The following is a 16,251-nucleotide window of genomic DNA, read 5'->3' on the forward strand; positions in this document are numbered from 1 at the left end:
ATGATCAATTTGACTAATCATCACTGCGTTGCGAAGGAGCATTTCGATGCTCTTTTCATCAGTAACCATGTTTCATCAATAACCATGAACCGCTTTAGAGGGGCGCGAATAGAGTACCGAGTCGTTACGATAAGGTACCACGTAGCTTTCTCCTTCCTCGGGATGAATGATCTGATAATATTGGGGTAAGTTAAAATTAATTAATTTCGAGGCAATTTTATTATCATCGCGAACTGAAGTATAAAAGCTATTAACACTGGCAATCATCTCATCTTTTTCACCATTATACTGATGGTAAACTTCGATCCGATTGGCTTCATCTAGCACATAAATATTAAATCCTTTTTCGGTGTCTTCAAAAAAGAACTGTACTAACCCTTCACTGGCAAATCCATCGACGACCTCTGGAAGCTGATAATCCTGCTCTCTATCTAGCATCAGCAACGGTGACCCTTTCAACTTATTACTGGAGATACTGCGATAGAAGTCAACCGAGTTTTCTAACCTTTGAACAGACACACCGCGTCGTTCAAAAAACAATCCATACATCTGTTTTCCGAGACGTAACGCTTTAAATCGACGACGTTTTTCTTGTTCCACCGGTTTAAGACGCAGATCGATACATTCTGCCAACAGTTGATAAATCAAATTACGCATCACACCACGTAAATTTTTACTGTAGCAAAAAACATCGACCGATTCAGGAGGAAGTGCATCTTGATGCATTTTACCCAATATCGTTTTTAGGGCATCAAGGATCGCCGTTTCTCCTTTAAAATGCAGCGTACGTACTTCTTGCCATGAGTTGCGATAAACCAAATCAACACTACCCACTAAGCACTGCTGTTGAGAGCCGAAACTAAAAATATCCAACGTTTTTAAATCGACTTTTAACGATTTACCAGCAAGTTGCACCGTGGGATCACTTTCAAAATTGATAAACATTGCCAGTTGGCTGATTTCACATGGGCTAGCCAGTGCTGCCATTGTAGGGCGTCGTTTATGCAGAGAAAAAGTATTGCGTAAATCGCTCACCATTTGATAAAATTTATCAAGATCCAACTGAGCACAACGAACGACCGAATGCAAATTGGTTGACTCGGTAATTAATCCATTAAAAAAAGCCCAAGCGACCAGTTTACTTAAATATTCATTCTGTTCTAAATAACGCTGCCCCATCATGCGTTGTGCAATTGGTGGTTGTTTATACAAATACCAACCGAAAGGATTTATTCGCCCCGTTGGGACTTCGATAAATGTTAAGTCAGTTTCATGTAAATCTGGCGAAATTTGGGGGTTTAATAAGGTCACTTTACCCGGTAAAACTTCAAATGCGGCATACAGCTTACGCGCTAAAATCGAAATATCCTGCGGACTGATTGCCGAAGTAATGTCATGACGACGGGCAAATTGAATCAAATTACGATAACTGAGCATTAACGCATCAAGTAAAGCATGGTGAACGATTTTTACTTGCTCCACTTTCCAATGCCGACGGTTATCTAATTCTTGCAGGGTTGCCGTGTCCCATTGCCACTCTTGCACCATATGTTGCAAAGCTTCCCGTCGCCACGCGACCGAATCGACTTGCGCTTCGCGTGAGAGCTTTTCATGAGTTTTCAAGTAAAAACAACGCCGAACTAAATCGAGTCGAGTATGATCACCGATCTGAAGGAGATAGCGCGTCACTTTTTTAAGCATCAAATAGTAGGCATCCATCCCATACAAATCAGGCTCATGAGCAAAAAAGCGGCGCTTGGTATCAATACTGAGCAGTTGCGTATGAGGATACTCCCATGAATAAGCCTCCAACAGCGTGGCTTTAAGTACGGATTTATACGGTGAATCAATACTTTTATACAGTTGCCATAAATTAGCACCAAAATACTCTTCGGCAGGGATACGGTTTAAGCGACCAAAATCGATCCACTCTGAACAATCAATATATTGGTTAGCACAAAGCTGCTCGACATATTCTTCGTAACACTCTTCCATCTCTGGCGGGACAATTTGCCACAGCAACCGTTTACCAGCTAGCCGAACTGCCGAACGATAAAATTCATCTAATAACAGCAAATGTTGTGAGGAACCACAGTTTTCACCGGTCATTTTATCAGAACGGTTATGCCGAAAACGCTGCTCGTCCATGATAAAAAAGTTCGCTTCAACGCCTTGATTTTTCGCCCAATCAGTAATGAGCAAGCACTTATTGCTTAAACTTTCTCGATCATCACAATCCATCGACGCCGATACACAGACCCAAATGTCTAAGTCACTGGATGAACTTTGCCCGATGGATGAGGTACTCCCCATCGTGTAAAGCCCTAAAATCATCGGTTGTTTAGGAGCATGAAGCGGCTGACCTAACGCCAGTTCGGTATCTTCGACTAATTGCTGCTGAACCGCATTCATCTCAAAATTGTCGATACCATGGGGAACTTGCTGGTCTAAATAGCCAGGAATTAACGGATGGTTGTAATGCAGCAATGCAGGAATTAATTGAAAAACACGTTGACCTTGTAAATCCATAAGCGCCAGCGCCCGTTCAGTTCGTTGCCGGTTGAGATTATCCAGTCGTTGAATTAAGGTCGTGGTGTAAGCCTGCAAGGTTGGTTCCTTGGTTGAAACATTAATGCGCGCTTTGGTTATGTTTTACGCGAAAGCGCCAACAAAACGTGATCAATTTAACACTTTAATCGGACTGGGTAAAGCTATCTCCCTTTATCACTCGACTAAAGTTGTACCATCGTGAAGAAATCAGCATGTTAGCTAACTTTCGCTGCATAGTCGTGCGGTTCACGACCATTTCTCTTCTATATTGCCAGCGTTCTGATCCAAATAAAATAGGCCATCAGTGTGTGCGAGAAGACGCGTTTTCTCCTAGTCAGTCCGCGAACAAACGAGAGATTAATCACATTCTTTTAGTCAATTCAGTTCAATTTAATCACAAAAACGCCGACTGACTATCTAGTAGTAAGACTTTCTCGTCCACAATGTTAGGATACTGTTATTGTTGACTGTTTTTATGGGATGATTATGACCACCACGCCGATTCGTATTGCTACCCGCCAAAGCCCACTGGCTTTATGGCAAGCACATTTTGTCAAAGATGCTTTACAAGCAGCGCATCCGGAGTTGGAAGTGGAACTAGTAACCATGGTCACCCGAGGCGATGTGTTACTCGATACTCCCCTGGCTAAGGTCGGAGGAAAAGGGCTTTTTGTCAAAGAGTTAGAACTAGCTATACTGGAAAACAGGGCCGATTTAGCCGTTCACTCGATGAAAGATGTCCCGGTCGACTTTCCCGATGGCTTAGGTTTAGTGACAATTTGTGAACGTGACGATCCTCGAGATGCTTTCGTCTCGAACCGCTATGTTTCTCTTGATGAGCTTCCTCATGGTGCAATTGTAGGTACTTGTAGCTTACGCCGCCAATGCCAAATCAAAGAAGCTCGCCCAGATATTACCATCAAACAATTGCGCGGTAATGTCGGCACTCGCTTAGCAAAGCTGGATGCCGGAGAATTTGATGCTATCGTACTAGCCGCCGCAGGGCTTAAACGCTTGAAGCTCGAAGATCGGATCGCTAGCTTTCTTGAACCCGAACAATCGCTGCCAGCCGTTGGTCAAGGAGCGGTTGGTATTGAATGTCGCTTAAATGATCGACGCCTACTCACACTGCTTGAGCCACTTAATCACCTAGATACGGCGGATCGCGTCCGCTGCGAACGCGCGATGAATTTAACCTTGCAGGGTGGCTGTCAAGTGCCTATTGGTAGTTATACCGTCTTGGAAGGTAAGCAAATTTGGCTGCGAGCGTTAGTCGGTGAACCAGATGGTTCGCACATCATCCGAGGAGAAATTCGGGGTGATCGTCAGCACGCCGAGCAGCTAGGTATTCAACTCGCTAATCAACTGCTTGAACAAGGAGCGAGAGAAATCTTAACTAAGTTGTATTCTGAGCACCAGTAAACCATGGCCATACTCGTTACACGTCCCGGCGAAGACGGTATTGAACTTTGTCACCGCTTAACAGAGCGTGGATATAAGGCACTTCATCATCCACTCATCACCATTACCGCAGGTAGAGAATTGACGCAACTCTGTGTCGAACTGGCTCAATACGACCTCATCATGGCTGTCAGCCAATCAGCCGTCAGTCTGACTCAGCAAGGGCTTCAAGCACAAGGGCTACCTTGGCCAACTAATGCGATTTATCTTGCCATTGGTCAAAAAACCGCACAAGTTTTAAGCAAGGCATGCCAACAACCAGTACACTACCCAGAGATCAGCGACAGTGAGCATTTATTGGAACTTCCGGTTTTACAGGAAGTCCACCAAAAACGAATGGTCATTCTGCGGGGAAATGGTGGACGAGAACTCATTTCACAGACGCTCACCCAACGAAGCGCACAAGTCTGGTGTCGTGAAGTCTATCGTCGTGTTGAACTGCCATTTGATTGGCAGCCAATGTTACAACGTTGGCAGCAAGTAAACGTGGATACCTTAATTATAACCAGTCTCCACCAACTAACATTTTTCATGTCGCAATTGACCGCTCACGCGCAAGCTTGGGCCTGTCAACTGCGGCTACTGGTTCCCAGTGAACGTATTGGCCGTGAAGCAATCGCTCTCGGCTTTCAACATATTGTGATAACAGGAAGTGCAGCAAACCACGACCTCGTGGCGGCTCTCCAGCCTTAACACAGGACTCTAGCCATGACAGATAAAAAAAACAATCCACAGCAGGAACCTGACAATTTAGAACCCAATGCCTCAGCTTCCTCTGGTGTCACTCCTCAGGGCACACATAACCACAAGGAACGGAAAAAAATGGCGTCTTCCGCTTCATCATCACACTCGAAATCGAACACAACCGTTCAGCCTACGGAAATAAAACCCACCACTCAGCGAGGAACGAAATTAGCCACCATCGCCATCGTGTTAACCATTTTATTTAGTGCCGGACTCACCTTACACTTTCAGCAACAACAGGCCTTGTATCAAACCCAATTAAGTGCGCTACGCGCTGAGCTTAATCAAACACGCCAGGGCTTACACACTGAACTAGATACCATCAAAAATGCCGCCATAAACGCTGCCACAGAGATCGCCACTCGCTCAGAAGTAGAACTCAACCAGCAACACAAAAGTATCGAAAGCTTACAATTAGCCATTGCTGATATTAAAGGACGCCGCCCTAACGATTGGCTGCTCGCAGAAGCGGATTATTTAGTAAAATTAGCTGGCCGTAAATTATTCTTAGAGCAAGATATTGAAAGTGCCACACTGTTGATGGAAAGCGCCGATCAACGAATTGCGCAGCTCAATGATCCCAGCTTAGCGCCACTACGTAAAGCGATGGCCCATGACATTACGACCCTCAAAGCGATTCCTTTACTTGATAAAGAAGGGTTAGTCTTAACCCTGCTCAGTTTGCAGCAAGTGGTAGACCAACTGCCATTAGCGAATGCAATTCTGCCCGAAGCGACACAAACTGAACCAGTCACGGTTTCAGACAATCTTGGCGACTGGCAAAGTAACTTAATGGCCTCACTTAAAGCATTTAGTGATAATTTTATTACGTTCCGCACTCGAGATGGACAAGCCGTTCCCTTATTGTCGCCTGAACAACACTTTTATTTACGCGAAAACCTAAAAGCAAAATTAGAAACCGCCATCAAAGCCGTCTACGACGAGCAGACCACGATCTACCACACCTCGCTCATCACTGCAAAACAGTGGTCTGAAACCTTTTTTAATTTACAAGACAATCAGGTCAACGCATTCAATCGTACTCTGGCTCAACTGTCAGAAAAAACGATTACCGTGACTTATCCACAAACGCTCACAAGTCAACAACCGCTTACGGATATCATTCAAGAACGCTTACGTCGTTCAGTCTCATCCATCACCACGGAGGAGAAAGCCCAATGATTCGCCTACTATTTCTCTTTATCGTATTGGGGTTGGGATTATTTGCAGGAACTCAGTATGCCGGTCAACAAGGGTACGTATTGATTTCCATTGCCAACAAAACCCTAGAAATGAGTGTTACGACACTCGTTATTTTGATGATAGCCACCCTCGCTGGGTTGTTTTTCCTCGAGTATCTTATTAAGAAACTACTGCGCGCCAGTAGTACGACTTGGAACTGGTTCAGTGTTCGCAAACAGCGTCATTCACGACGTTATACTAATGAAGGCATTGTTAAATTATTAGAAGGCGATTGGAAACAAGCTGAACGTAAAGTCACTCGTTGGGCTAACTACCATGATATGCCACAACTCTGTTATCTCATTGCCGCCGAAGCCGCTCACGGGATGGGTAAGACCAAACAACGCGATCATTATCTGGCTTTAGCCGCTCAACAAAAAGACGCGGCTTTAGCGGTGGAATTAACTCGAGCTAAGCAACAACTGAGCGAAAAAAACTGGTCTGCTGCTCTTGATACTCTCACCCAGTTACATCGTGACCATCCTGACCATCTGATGATTATAAAACTACTGAAGCAAGTTTATCTCGCGCTCGAACAATGGCAACCGCTGCTCGATTTACTTCCTAAGCTGGTCAAAGCACAATTGCTTACCCGTTCAGAGGCAGAGCAACTCACTTTAACCGCTCAGCAAGGCATACTCACGACGGTTGCGAGCGAAAAAGGCAGCGAGGGTTTATTAACGTACTGGTCAGGACTACCTAAAAAACTCAAAAACCAGCCAGCAATGGTGGCGACATTAGTTCAACAGCTGATGAAGCGTAAAGCGGATCATCAAGCATTCACTCTTATCAAAGAAGGGCTAAAAAAACAGCCATCACCTGAGCTATACGCCCTGCTTCCGCAGTTAAATATTCCAGATCATCACCCAATCACTGCTTTTCTACAGCAGCAGTTACGTCAAGATAGCAACAATCCGGATCTGCATAGTGCCTTAGGTCAGCTTTTGTTACGCTCTCAACAGTGGCAAGACGCTCAGCAACATCTGGAAAAAGCGTTATCGATTCGCCCTGACGCATCTGATTACGCTTATTTAGCTGAAGTTTTAGATCAACAAAATCGTCCACAAGCCGCCCACGATGTAGCACGGAAGGCTTTATCACTGTTTACTAAGCAAAAGAATAATCAACACTCTCTTATCCTGCATGAGCAATAAATAAAAGTTACGCCTTCCTAGCTGAAGCTAGCTAGGGAGGAATGGCGCAGATTAAATGACACGAGAGAACTGTTGCTGACGCGCACGCTGACGGAGATACTTATCAAAACACATACAGATATTTCGAATCAGTAATCGACCTCGTAACGTCACTTGGATCGATTGGTTATCGACCACCACTAATTGATCATCAATAAAGGTTTGCAGTAACGATAAATCAAGTTGGAAATAATGGTCAAACTGAATCGAAAACTGTTTTTCGATTATGGCTTTATCAAGTTTAAAATTGCAAATTAACTGTTTGATAACTTCTCTTCTCACCAAGTCATCACGGTCAAGAGATACGCCTTTCCATAATGCGTGCCGCATTTCGTTAACTTGGCGGTAATAACGCTTTAGCTCTTTTTGGTTCTGTGCATACACATCCCCAATCATCGAAATCGCCGATACACCAAATCCAACTAAGTCACAGTTTCCTTGTGTGGTATAACCTTGAAAATTTCGATGCAAAACCCCCTCACGCTGGGCTATCGCTAATTCATCATCAGGTAGCGCAAAATGATCCATACCAATAAACTGATAACCGGCGGTGGTTAAGGTATTAATACTATCTTGTAAAATTGCCATTTTCTCTTCGGCAGCAGGCAATTCTTCTTGCTTGATTTTTCGTTGTGCAGCAAACAACTGTGGCATGTGAGCATAGTTAAAAACGGATAACCGCCCCGGTTTCATCTGTAGCACTTGTGTTAATGTTTGATGAAAACTGGATACTGTTTGTTTAGGTAAGCCATAAATCAAATCTAGGTTGGTTGAGCGAAAGCCCAGCCGCTTAGCTCGCGCGACTAAATCAACAATAAATTGCTCATCTTGTTCACGATTAACTAACTGCTGTACTTCTTTATTGAAGTCTTGAACCCCAATACTAACCCGATTAAACCCCTCACTATAAAGATGATCCAAGATGGAAAGCTCAATTTCGCGTGGGTCAACCTCAATGCTAATCTCAGCATCAACCTGAAACTGAAACTCTTCGCGTAGCAAACTCATTAGGCGACTAATTTGCTTATGCGTCAAAAAAGTAGGTGTACCACCACCAAAGTGCAATTGAGAAACTTGACGATTTTGTAATAGTGAAGCCCGTTGGCGAATTTCATGCTCAAGGACATCAAGATACTCATCGGCTTTGTGAGAGTGACGAGTAATAATTTTATTACAGCCGCAGTAATAACAAAGCTTATGGCAAAATGGGATATGAATATACAGCGAAAGCGGTCGTTCTGGATAACGGGTACACGCCATATCATACTCGGCAATGGTAAAGGCTTCATGGAATTCCACCGCCGTCGGATAGGAAGTGTAACGAGGCCCTGAATAGTTGTACTTGTCTAAAATGGCTTGATCCCATACGATTTGCTGACTGGGTACGACTTTCGACAACATAGTGACTCTTCCCGTGATGAATTTGTAACGCGATAGTTTGCCACACGACCCGAATAAGGTCGGGTGGCAAAAGACAATTTGCGGATAAAATATTCTAAATTGCTAGCCGGATCACTTCTTCTTGAGCGCAAACCGCCGCTAAAGCATTTGAATATGGATTTGCTGATTCAATGGCTGAACATGTTGTCGGAGTAATGTAAGCTCGGAAACAATCGCATCATTTAAACGAACTTCTGCTTTTTGCCGAGTCAAATTTTGTCGCATCCGCTCTTGCTTAAGCATATTCTGCCGAGCTTCTCCGCGTGGCATATCTTTGACAATATGATACAGCTCGGTGATCGCTGGGTAGCTTTGTTCAAAATCCACCCGCGCTTCACCTTGAACATAATCCATAATGCAGTACACACGAATAGCGATTTCAGACAAATCACATTGGCCTTGAATACCAGCCAAACAGAGCGTATTTACGCTCTCAAAAATATTTGCGTTACGTTTTTCTATGGCTAATGTCTGGTATTGCTGCTGCAGTTGAGTTTGCCTTCTCAACTTCCACAATAAGTAAGCAGCATAACTTGCCAGAGCGAAAATAATCGTAGCGCCAATAACGGCTAGTAAAGTCCCATTCATGAGTTTGCCCTATCCTTTGTAGTCGTCTAGGTCCAAGGTTTCAAATTGAGCCAGTAAATCGTCATCTGAGGTTGGTTTACGTCGCTCTGATTTCGTTGGTACTGCCACCGGTTCAACCTCCTCCTCCGTTTCTTCAACCAATAAGCCAAGTTGAGTCATTAAGGTCTCAATTCGATCCAGTTTTTCATCGACATACTTTTGTAAGCCTGCACCAAGCTTTTCACCATTATCCAAGCGATCAAGCAAAACATTCAGCTGAGCATCGTTCTCTAACTGCTTCAGTTCTTGCTCTGCGTCCAAACGGCGAGCCTGTTTGCTGGCTTTTTTATTGGTTTCCACCACCAATGGGATTTTTTTCTTACTACCTAAACGAGGATCTCGCGCTTGAGTCCCCGCTCCTTGGCTAGCAGAGCTGCCATCAGAATGGCGACTACCACTTTTTAGTCCTTTACGTTTTTTCTGTTTCTTACGTTCACGGCCTTCCATTTCTGCATTCGTACGATTATGTTTACGAGCAAAAACGAGGTCACCGTTAATACCTGTTTTGGTTTTCTTTTCTCGAGACATTACTGGGGGTTCCTCAGTAAAATTACATCACTACCGATAAATTCAAGTTCGAGCTTATCCCGCTCAGCCAAAAACTGAAAGGTTTCACGACTAAAAAAACTCACATGGGTGAGATCATTTTTGTAGTGCCACCCAGCAAACGCATCCACGTTTTTTACCAGTTTGGTCATGAGACCAATCCAGCCTCCTGGCTTAACTAAATTCAGCCATTGTTGCCAGATAGTGTGAGGATCATGCAAATGCTCAATCACTTCGCTGGCAGTCATAAAATCATAGCGCGTATGAAGCACCTCTTGCTTTGGATAAAAAAAATGATCATACAACGCAACGCTGTGCCCCGCCTCTGCCAACATAAGTGATAATGTTGGCCCCGGACCACAACCAAAATCCAACCCAACAGATTGAGGATTTAGTCTTTCTAACATCGGTTCACAGAGCCGAGATAAAAAACGACGATATCCTAAATCATGAGGATTATTTTCATGTAAATCATAGAACGCTTTTTCACGCTCCGCACTCAATCGATGAGCCGGTGGAACAAACACCAAGTGACACACTTGACATCGCACATAGCTGCGGTGCTTATCTTCAAAATAAGCCTCAACATGATGACTGTGGCACAAGGGACAAGTATGCATAAAAACGTTCCTCAACTTGGGGATGCGCAACATACCAGAAATGCGTGTGAGAGTGGAGAGTGTAGGGTTAAAATTTCAGCAATTTTCGGAAAAAGATAGCCATGAGCATGAAATTATCATCAGAGCAGTAACAGCGTCATCGCCCCAGCAACACATGTGCAAGGGCGATCGAATGCCTGAAAATTAGTCATGAAATAGGCTCAAGGTCAATGTAAACCACCAACGTATTTGGAGAGCACATCAATATCGGCATCGGTCAGTTTTTTTGCGACATCACGCATCATGGCATTCATGTCGTTATTGCGGCTATCATCACGAAACTTTTCTAACTGCAATTTGATGTAATCAGCATGTTGTCCGGATATTTTTGGGAAACCAGAAAGCGCCGTACCATTACCCCGCGGGCCATGGCACGCAATACACGCGGTTAAACCTCGCGAAAGATCACCAGCACTATAGAGTACCTTGCCTTTATCAACCACGTCTTCCGGTGTTGCATTGTCTGAAATAGGCAAAGAAGCATAATAGGCAGCAAGATCCGCCATATCTTGCTCACTTAGAGGCATCGCCATGGCACTCATCACCGGATCGTATCGCCCTTGCGCTCCCCCACTGACGATGCCCAGTTTAAGATCCTTCAACTGTTTCTCTAGATAAATCCTATGCTGACCAGCAAGTTTTGGATAGGTCGTGATTATACCGTTCCCGTCGGCACCGTGACAGGCAACACACGTTTCCGATTTCGCTTTACCGGCCTCAATATTGCCTTGTGCCCATACCGAGCCACAGGCTAAGATACTCAAGATTAGCGCTAATTTCTTCATGACATTCCATTTATAATTATCAAGCTTCCAGTACCACTCATGGTACAATAAGCAACCTCGTTCCGAGCACATTTATTTTACACAAATTCACAAAAAAGTAATCAATTGACTACAAAAAAGTCGAGATGGAGTTAACAGAACCGTGAGCGTAAAAATTCATTACCAAAACACGCATTTCATTACCAGCGCCCCAGATATTCGCCATCTTCCAGAAGATGAAGGTATCGAAATTGCGTTTGCAGGACGCTCTAATGCTGGAAAATCAAGTTCTCTCAATCGGTTAACTAACCAAAAGAACCTAGCTAAAACCAGTAAAACCCCCGGTCGAACTCAGTTAATTAACCTGTTTAAAGTCACGGATGGATGCCATATTGTAGATCTTCCTGGATATGGATTCGCCCAAGTACCGCTCGAAATGAAGAAAAAGTGGCAACAATCATTGGGAGAGTATTTACAACAGCGCGCTTGTCTAAAAGGGCTCGTGGTTTTGATGGATATTCGCCATCCGATGAAGGATCTTGATCAACAACTGATTATTTGGGCGGTGGAATGTTCGATTCCGGTACAAGTACTGCTAACAAAAGCGGATAAGCTCAAAAGTGGCGCACGTAAAGCACAACTGCTAAAAATTAGAGAGCAAGCTCTGACCTTTGGCGGTGATGTCAGTGTTGATGTTTTTTCTTCATTAAACGGTCTTGGGGTTGATACGTTGCGCCAAAAACTAGACACTTGGTTTGCCCCACAATTACAGCAGCTTGAAGCTCAACAAGCAGAGAATAACCAAATCCCCGCAGCTGAATAAAGATAAGCAGCTCCTGCCATACCAATAAAAATCCCCACCATCCTGGTGGGGCAACGGGAGAGAAATAGGAGGTAATTATTATTATGCCTTTAGCATTCCTCAAACCCGTCTAAATTACAACACCCTACAGCAGATTAACTTTATTGGCTCATGTTTTTATAGCCAATAACATATTGTTATTAAATTCAGAATATTAGCGAAAAACACACAACAACAATTACTTAGTTTCTATCTAGAAAAAACAAGAAATGTGATTAATGTTTAATTACAGAAATGATATTTATATTCATTTTACAGTGATCAGTAACCGGGTGTTTAACGAAGTAACGCGAAGCGTTTGTGAGCAAAAATAACGGGGAAAATGAAAGAGAATCGAATAAAAAACGCCCCAGTCAAAAGGTGACTGGGGCGGCTGAATCAGCCTAATCCAATAACGTGAAACAAAAGGTCTGAAAGATAGAACATCTTACCTCTGTACCCTACGAAATTAAATGTACAACAATTGGTCAGAAATGAAAACCATTTTTGTAGTTTTTTTTCATTAATTTTTTGTTAAACAACATAAGCGTTTGAAATGCGTTTATTTTTTTATGTATAAAAAAAAGCCAACGTTTGTGCGCTGGCTCATAGATTCAAGCGATAAAAAGGATTTTTTAAGACTTAATGCGCCTCATCCCAGTTATTTCCATGCCCAGTTTCGGCCACTAAAGGTACCTTAAGCGTTGCCGCTGACTCCATCAATTCTTGTACTTTACTTTCAATTTCGGATAAAGCTGACTCTTCGACTTCAAATACCAGTTCATCGTGTACTTGCATTAGTAATTTCACTCGACCTTGGCCTTCTGTTTCGATCCAGTGATCCACCAATAACATGGCTTTTTTAATGATATCTGCCGCCGTGCCCTGCATCGGTGCGTTGATGGCTGCTCGCTCTGCCGCTTTACGACGCATTCCATTACGAGATTTAATTTCAGGCAGATGAAGACGACGGCCAAAGAGGGTTTCAACATACCCCTGCTCAGCGGCGGTGCGACGAGTCTCTTCCATATATTGCATCACGCCAGGATAACGCTCAAAGTACTTATCCATATAATGTTGAGCTTCAGAGCGAGGAATGCCCAGTTGTTTTGCTAATCCAAAAGCGCTCATACCATAAATGAGCCCAAAGTTGACCGCTTTAGCTCGGCGACGTTGCTCAGAACTCACTTGCTCAATACCAATACCCAGTATTTCTGCAGCGGTGGCTGCATGGATATCTTTGCCTTGTTGGAACGCCTCTAACAGAGCTTTGTCGCCCGACAGATGAGCCATAATCCGTAATTCAATTTGTGAATAGTCAACCGCCATGATTTTCCACCCCGATGGCGCAATAAAAGCCTGACGAATACGACGCCCTTCATGATTACGAATCGGAATATTCTGCAAGTTTGGATCGGTCGAAGATAAACGCCCGGTTGCCGTGACCGCTTGATGATAAGAGGTATGCACTCGCCCTGTCCGCGGGTTGATCATTTTGGGTAGTTTATCAGTATAGGTTGATTTCAGTTTCGCTAAGCCACGATATTCGAGAATCACCGCTGGTAACGGATAATCAAGCGCTAATTCTTGCAACACTTCTTCATTGGTCGAAGGCGTACCTGACGGCGTTTTTTTCACCACGGGTAATTTCATTTGTTCAAATAAAATAGTTTGCAGTTGTTTCGGAGAGCTTAAGTTAAACTCTTGCCCTGCAATGTCGTACGCTTTACGTTCTAATTCCACCAAACGTTGCGAAATTTCTTGGGATTGAATAGCGAGCAATTGGTCATCGATGAACACTCCCGTCCGTTCCATACGAGAAAGCACCGGAACCAATGGAACTTCTATCTCACGATAAACCGTGTTGAGTTTCTCATCTGCGGTTAATAACGCTTGTAAACGATGATGCAGCCGCAAAGTGACATCGGCATCTTCTGCTGCATAAGGAGAGGCTTGTTCCAATTCTATTTGGTTGAAGGTGAGTTGATTTTTACCTTTGCCTGCAACTTGCTCAAAAGAAATGCAGCTGTGCTGTAAAAAACGTAACGCTAAGCTATCCATATCATGCTTACCGCCGACGCTATTATAAACATAGGAAGCTAACATGGTGTCGTGGGCAATACCACGCATGGTGATACAATAACGCGCTAATACACTCGCATCATACTTTAAGTTTTGCCCTACTTTCGCTTGCTGTTGATCTTCCAATAGCGGTTGTAGCTGAGCCAGAACCCAATCACGATCGAGTTGTTGAGGGGCATCCAGATAATCATGCGCGACAGGCACATAAGCAGCTTCGCCCTCTGCAACCGCAAAGGATAGCCCAACTAAATTAGCCACCATGTAATCAAGACTATCGGTTTCGGTATCAAAGGCAAAAACTTCGGCCTGTTTTAGCTTTTCCATCCAACGATGAAAATGTTGCTCATCTAAAATCGTTTCATATTGGCTACGATCAATATTGATTGCGGGTGAGTTGCTGACAACGCCAGGCTGTACACCTTCTGTTAGCGGGCTTTTTCTTTCTATTGCTTCCACCACACCACTGCCGCCTTCTAACAACTCGGTTAACCAAGATTTAAAGGCAAACTTGCCATATAACTCAATTAAAGCATCACGATCAGGCGTTGCTTTTAATAGCGATTCCGGTGTGCAAGCCAGTTCAACATCACGCTTAATTGTCGCAAGCTGGTAAGAAAGCTGAGCATTATCACGATGCTCTTCCAACTTTTTCGCCATGCTTTTCGAACCACGAAAGCCTAATTCAGCAATTTTATCTAAGTTATCATATAAATCACTTAAACCGCCGATGCCTTGTAAAAGAGCCGTTGCGGTTTTTTCACCTACGCCCGGAACACCAGGAATGTTATCCACTTTATCCCCCATCAAAGCGAGATAATCGATGATCAATTCCGGCGGAATACCAAATTTATCAATCACGCCCTCACGATCCATCACAACATTGGTCATGGTGTTAATCAAGGTGACATGATCGTTCACTAATTGGGCCATGTCTTTATCACCGGTACTGATCAGTACCGGCATTCCTGCCTGTGATGCCTGATGAGCCAGCGTCCCTATCACATCATCCGCTTCCACCCCTTCAATAGAAAGCAAAGGTAAACCCATAGCCCGAATAATCTGATGCAGCGGTTCAATTTGGCAACGAAGATCATCCGGCATTGGTGGCCGATTGGCCTTATATTGATCATACATTTGATCGCGGAATGTTTTACCTTTCGCATCAAAAATAACCGCAATACGATCAGACGCAAATTGGCGCATCATGGCTCGTACCATATTTACGACCCCATAAATGGCATTGGTTGGAATTTCACCATTACTCATCGTGCCAGGATAGGCATGGAATGCACGGTATAAATAGGAAGAGCCATCAATCAAAATAAGAGGGTTATCAGGGATACGAGCCATAGTTTTGTTATCCGATCAGCAACAATAGGTGCTTAGGATGCCACGACTACCGTTAGGTTTCCATGCTAGCTCATCCAATCGGCCCAGCTTACAACAGCCTCATTCTGTCTAATGAATCACCAATCTGTGGATAAGTCTGTTCATACATTTTATCCACAATGTTAATATCAAGCAAACACCCAGAACACTTAAAACATAACAACTTGTTTTTTAAGAAATTTAAACAGGATCACTAAAAACACCAATGATCCTTTTGCGATCATGCTCTGTGGAAAAGATACTCGATATCCTTTTGCTTGGTTTAAGATCAATAGCAAAGAAAACGATATTGATCGGCTAACTTTCATTCACTTTACTAACAACGTAGTGAATAACAGGCATAAAAAAAGCGACACCCTAAGATGTCGCCTAGCAATACAAGGTGAAGTCAATTCAGTGATCAACTTTCCATAAAGCTAAATATTACACTGGAAGCAATGTGAGCAATGTCGTGCCAAAAAGAACAAAATCGCGTTTCCTCTCTACTGCTAATAGCGACTTGAAGGCCCCTTCAAGAACAGAAAGCAATCAATGAGTTGACGTTATTTATTCCCTAAGACAAGGTTAATAATAATCATTATCATTGGTGAGTCAAGTTCTAAATGATAAAAAATATCATTTAAGTTAAAAGGCCTCGATAAATTCAATCAATATCACAAATTTAATTGATAAAAGCAGCCTAATCACAAGGGAAATGAGCTGGCTAAATCGAC

13 protein-coding genes are annotated in these 16,251 nt (G+C 43.5%); 5 read left to right on the forward strand and 8 right to left on the reverse strand.

Features of this window, described 5'->3' with window-relative positions; all coding sequences use genetic code 11:
• Window positions 1-75 precede the first annotated feature (75 nt).
• Window positions 76-2,607 carry a class I adenylate cyclase gene (locus CAG57_RS01625; protein ID WP_161433825.1) on the reverse strand — a complete coding sequence of 844 codons (2,532 nt, stop codon included), beginning with the start codon at window positions 2,605-2,607 and terminating at the stop codon, window positions 76-78.
• A 429-nt stretch (window positions 2,608-3,036) separates the two neighbouring features.
• Here CAG57_RS01625 and hemC point away from each other — a divergent pair, with 429 nt between their 5' ends.
• The 4 genes from hemC to CAG57_RS01645 are packed head-to-tail and all read left to right on the forward strand — an operon-like array spanning window position 3,037 to window position 7,151.
• Window positions 3,037-3,972, forward strand: a complete 936-nt coding sequence (hemC, locus tag CAG57_RS01630) for a hydroxymethylbilane synthase (protein WP_161427557.1) — start codon at window positions 3,037-3,039, stop codon at window positions 3,970-3,972.
• Window positions 3,973-3,975: 3 nt separating this feature from the next.
• A complete protein-coding gene (locus tag CAG57_RS01635; protein WP_099610348.1) occupies window positions 3,976-4,704 on the forward strand; it encodes a uroporphyrinogen-III synthase in 729 nt (242 codons plus the stop codon).
• A 15-nt stretch (window positions 4,705-4,719) separates the two neighbouring features.
• Window positions 4,720-5,937: a uroporphyrinogen-III C-methyltransferase gene (locus CAG57_RS01640; RefSeq protein ID WP_161427558.1), complete on the forward strand. Its 1,218-nt coding sequence runs from the start codon at window positions 4,720-4,722 to the stop codon at window positions 5,935-5,937.
• A complete protein-coding gene (locus tag CAG57_RS01645; RefSeq protein WP_161427559.1) occupies window positions 5,934-7,151 on the forward strand; it encodes a heme biosynthesis protein HemY in 1,218 nt (405 codons plus the stop codon). Before CAG57_RS01640 ends, CAG57_RS01645 begins: the two co-directional genes overlap by 4 nt.
• A 51-nt stretch (window positions 7,152-7,202) precedes the next feature.
• Here the strand turns inward: CAG57_RS01645 and hemN are convergent, their stop codons facing one another.
• From hemN to CAG57_RS01670, 5 genes are all read right to left on the reverse strand, one after another.
• Entirely contained in the window at window positions 7,203-8,591 is a 1,389-nt protein-coding gene (gene hemN / locus CAG57_RS01650) for an oxygen-independent coproporphyrinogen III oxidase (protein WP_099610345.1), read from the reverse strand.
• A 138-nt stretch (window positions 8,592-8,729) separates the two neighbouring features.
• Window positions 8,730-9,218 (reverse strand): DUF2489 domain-containing protein, encoded by a 489-nt coding sequence (locus tag CAG57_RS01655; RefSeq protein ID WP_161427560.1) that lies wholly within the window; start codon window positions 9,216-9,218, stop codon window positions 8,730-8,732.
• Between the two features lie 9 nt (window positions 9,219-9,227).
• Window positions 9,228-9,785: a Der GTPase-activating protein YihI gene (gene yihI / locus CAG57_RS01660; RefSeq protein WP_161427561.1), complete on the reverse strand. Its 558-nt coding sequence runs from the start codon at window positions 9,783-9,785 to the stop codon at window positions 9,228-9,230.
• Complete coding sequence (locus tag CAG57_RS01665; RefSeq protein WP_161427562.1) at window positions 9,785-10,423, reverse strand: class I SAM-dependent methyltransferase; 639 nt, start codon at window positions 10,421-10,423, stop codon at window positions 9,785-9,787. Before CAG57_RS01665 ends, yihI begins: the two co-directional genes overlap by 1 nt.
• Before the next feature lie 206 nt (window positions 10,424-10,629).
• Window positions 10,630-11,247, reverse strand: a complete 618-nt coding sequence (locus tag CAG57_RS01670; RefSeq protein ID WP_099610341.1) for a c-type cytochrome — start codon at window positions 11,245-11,247, stop codon at window positions 10,630-10,632.
• A 142-nt stretch (window positions 11,248-11,389) separates the two neighbouring features.
• On the opposite strand from CAG57_RS01670, the gene yihA reads away from it, so the two are divergent.
• Window positions 11,390-12,049: a ribosome biogenesis GTP-binding protein YihA/YsxC gene (gene yihA, locus CAG57_RS01675; protein WP_099610340.1), complete on the forward strand. Its 660-nt coding sequence runs from the start codon at window positions 11,390-11,392 to the stop codon at window positions 12,047-12,049.
• A 417-nt stretch (window positions 12,050-12,466) separates the two neighbouring features.
• On the opposite strand, the gene CAG57_RS16270 is transcribed toward yihA, so the two are convergent.
• Together CAG57_RS16270 and polA are read right to left on the reverse strand one after the other, a co-directional pair.
• A complete protein-coding gene (locus CAG57_RS16270; protein WP_438356636.1) occupies window positions 12,467-12,514 on the reverse strand; it encodes a hypothetical protein in 48 nt (15 codons plus the stop codon).
• Window positions 12,515-12,709: 195 nt separating this feature from the next.
• Window positions 12,710-15,499 carry a DNA polymerase I gene (polA, locus tag CAG57_RS01680; RefSeq protein WP_161427258.1) on the reverse strand — a complete coding sequence of 930 codons (2,790 nt, stop codon included), beginning with the start codon at window positions 15,497-15,499 and terminating at the stop codon, window positions 12,710-12,712.
• Between the last annotated feature and the right edge of the window lie 752 nt (window positions 15,500-16,251).

This window comes from Vibrio sp. V30_P3S12P165 (genome assembly GCF_009904905.1).
Lineage (GTDB): Bacteria > Pseudomonadota > Gammaproteobacteria > Enterobacterales > Vibrionaceae > Vibrio > Vibrio fujianensis.

Coding starts and splice junctions, on each gene's coding strand:
- CAG57_RS01665 (WP_161427562.1), bottom strand. CDS start 10,423: ATGCATACTTGTCCCTTGTGCCACAGTCATCATGTTGAGGCTTATTTT.
- hemC (WP_161427557.1), top strand. CDS start 3,037: ATGACCACCACGCCGATTCGTATTGCTACCCGCCAAAGCCCACTGGCT.
- CAG57_RS01635 (WP_099610348.1), top strand. CDS start 3,976: ATGGCCATACTCGTTACACGTCCCGGCGAAGACGGTATTGAACTTTGT.
- yihI (WP_161427561.1), bottom strand. CDS start 9,785: ATGTCTCGAGAAAAGAAAACCAAAACAGGTATTAACGGTGACCTCGTT.
- CAG57_RS01640 (WP_161427558.1), top strand. CDS start 4,720: ATGACAGATAAAAAAAACAATCCACAGCAGGAACCTGACAATTTAGAA.
- CAG57_RS01645 (WP_161427559.1), top strand. CDS start 5,934: ATGATTCGCCTACTATTTCTCTTTATCGTATTGGGGTTGGGATTATTT.
- CAG57_RS01670 (WP_099610341.1), bottom strand. CDS start 11,247: ATGAAGAAATTAGCGCTAATCTTGAGTATCTTAGCCTGTGGCTCGGTA.
- polA (WP_161427258.1), bottom strand. CDS start 15,499: ATGGCTCGTATCCCTGATAACCCTCTTATTTTGATTGATGGCTCTTCC.
- hemN (WP_099610345.1), bottom strand. CDS start 8,591: ATGTTGTCGAAAGTCGTACCCAGTCAGCAAATCGTATGGGATCAAGCC.
- CAG57_RS01655 (WP_161427560.1), bottom strand. CDS start 9,218: ATGAATGGGACTTTACTAGCCGTTATTGGCGCTACGATTATTTTCGCT.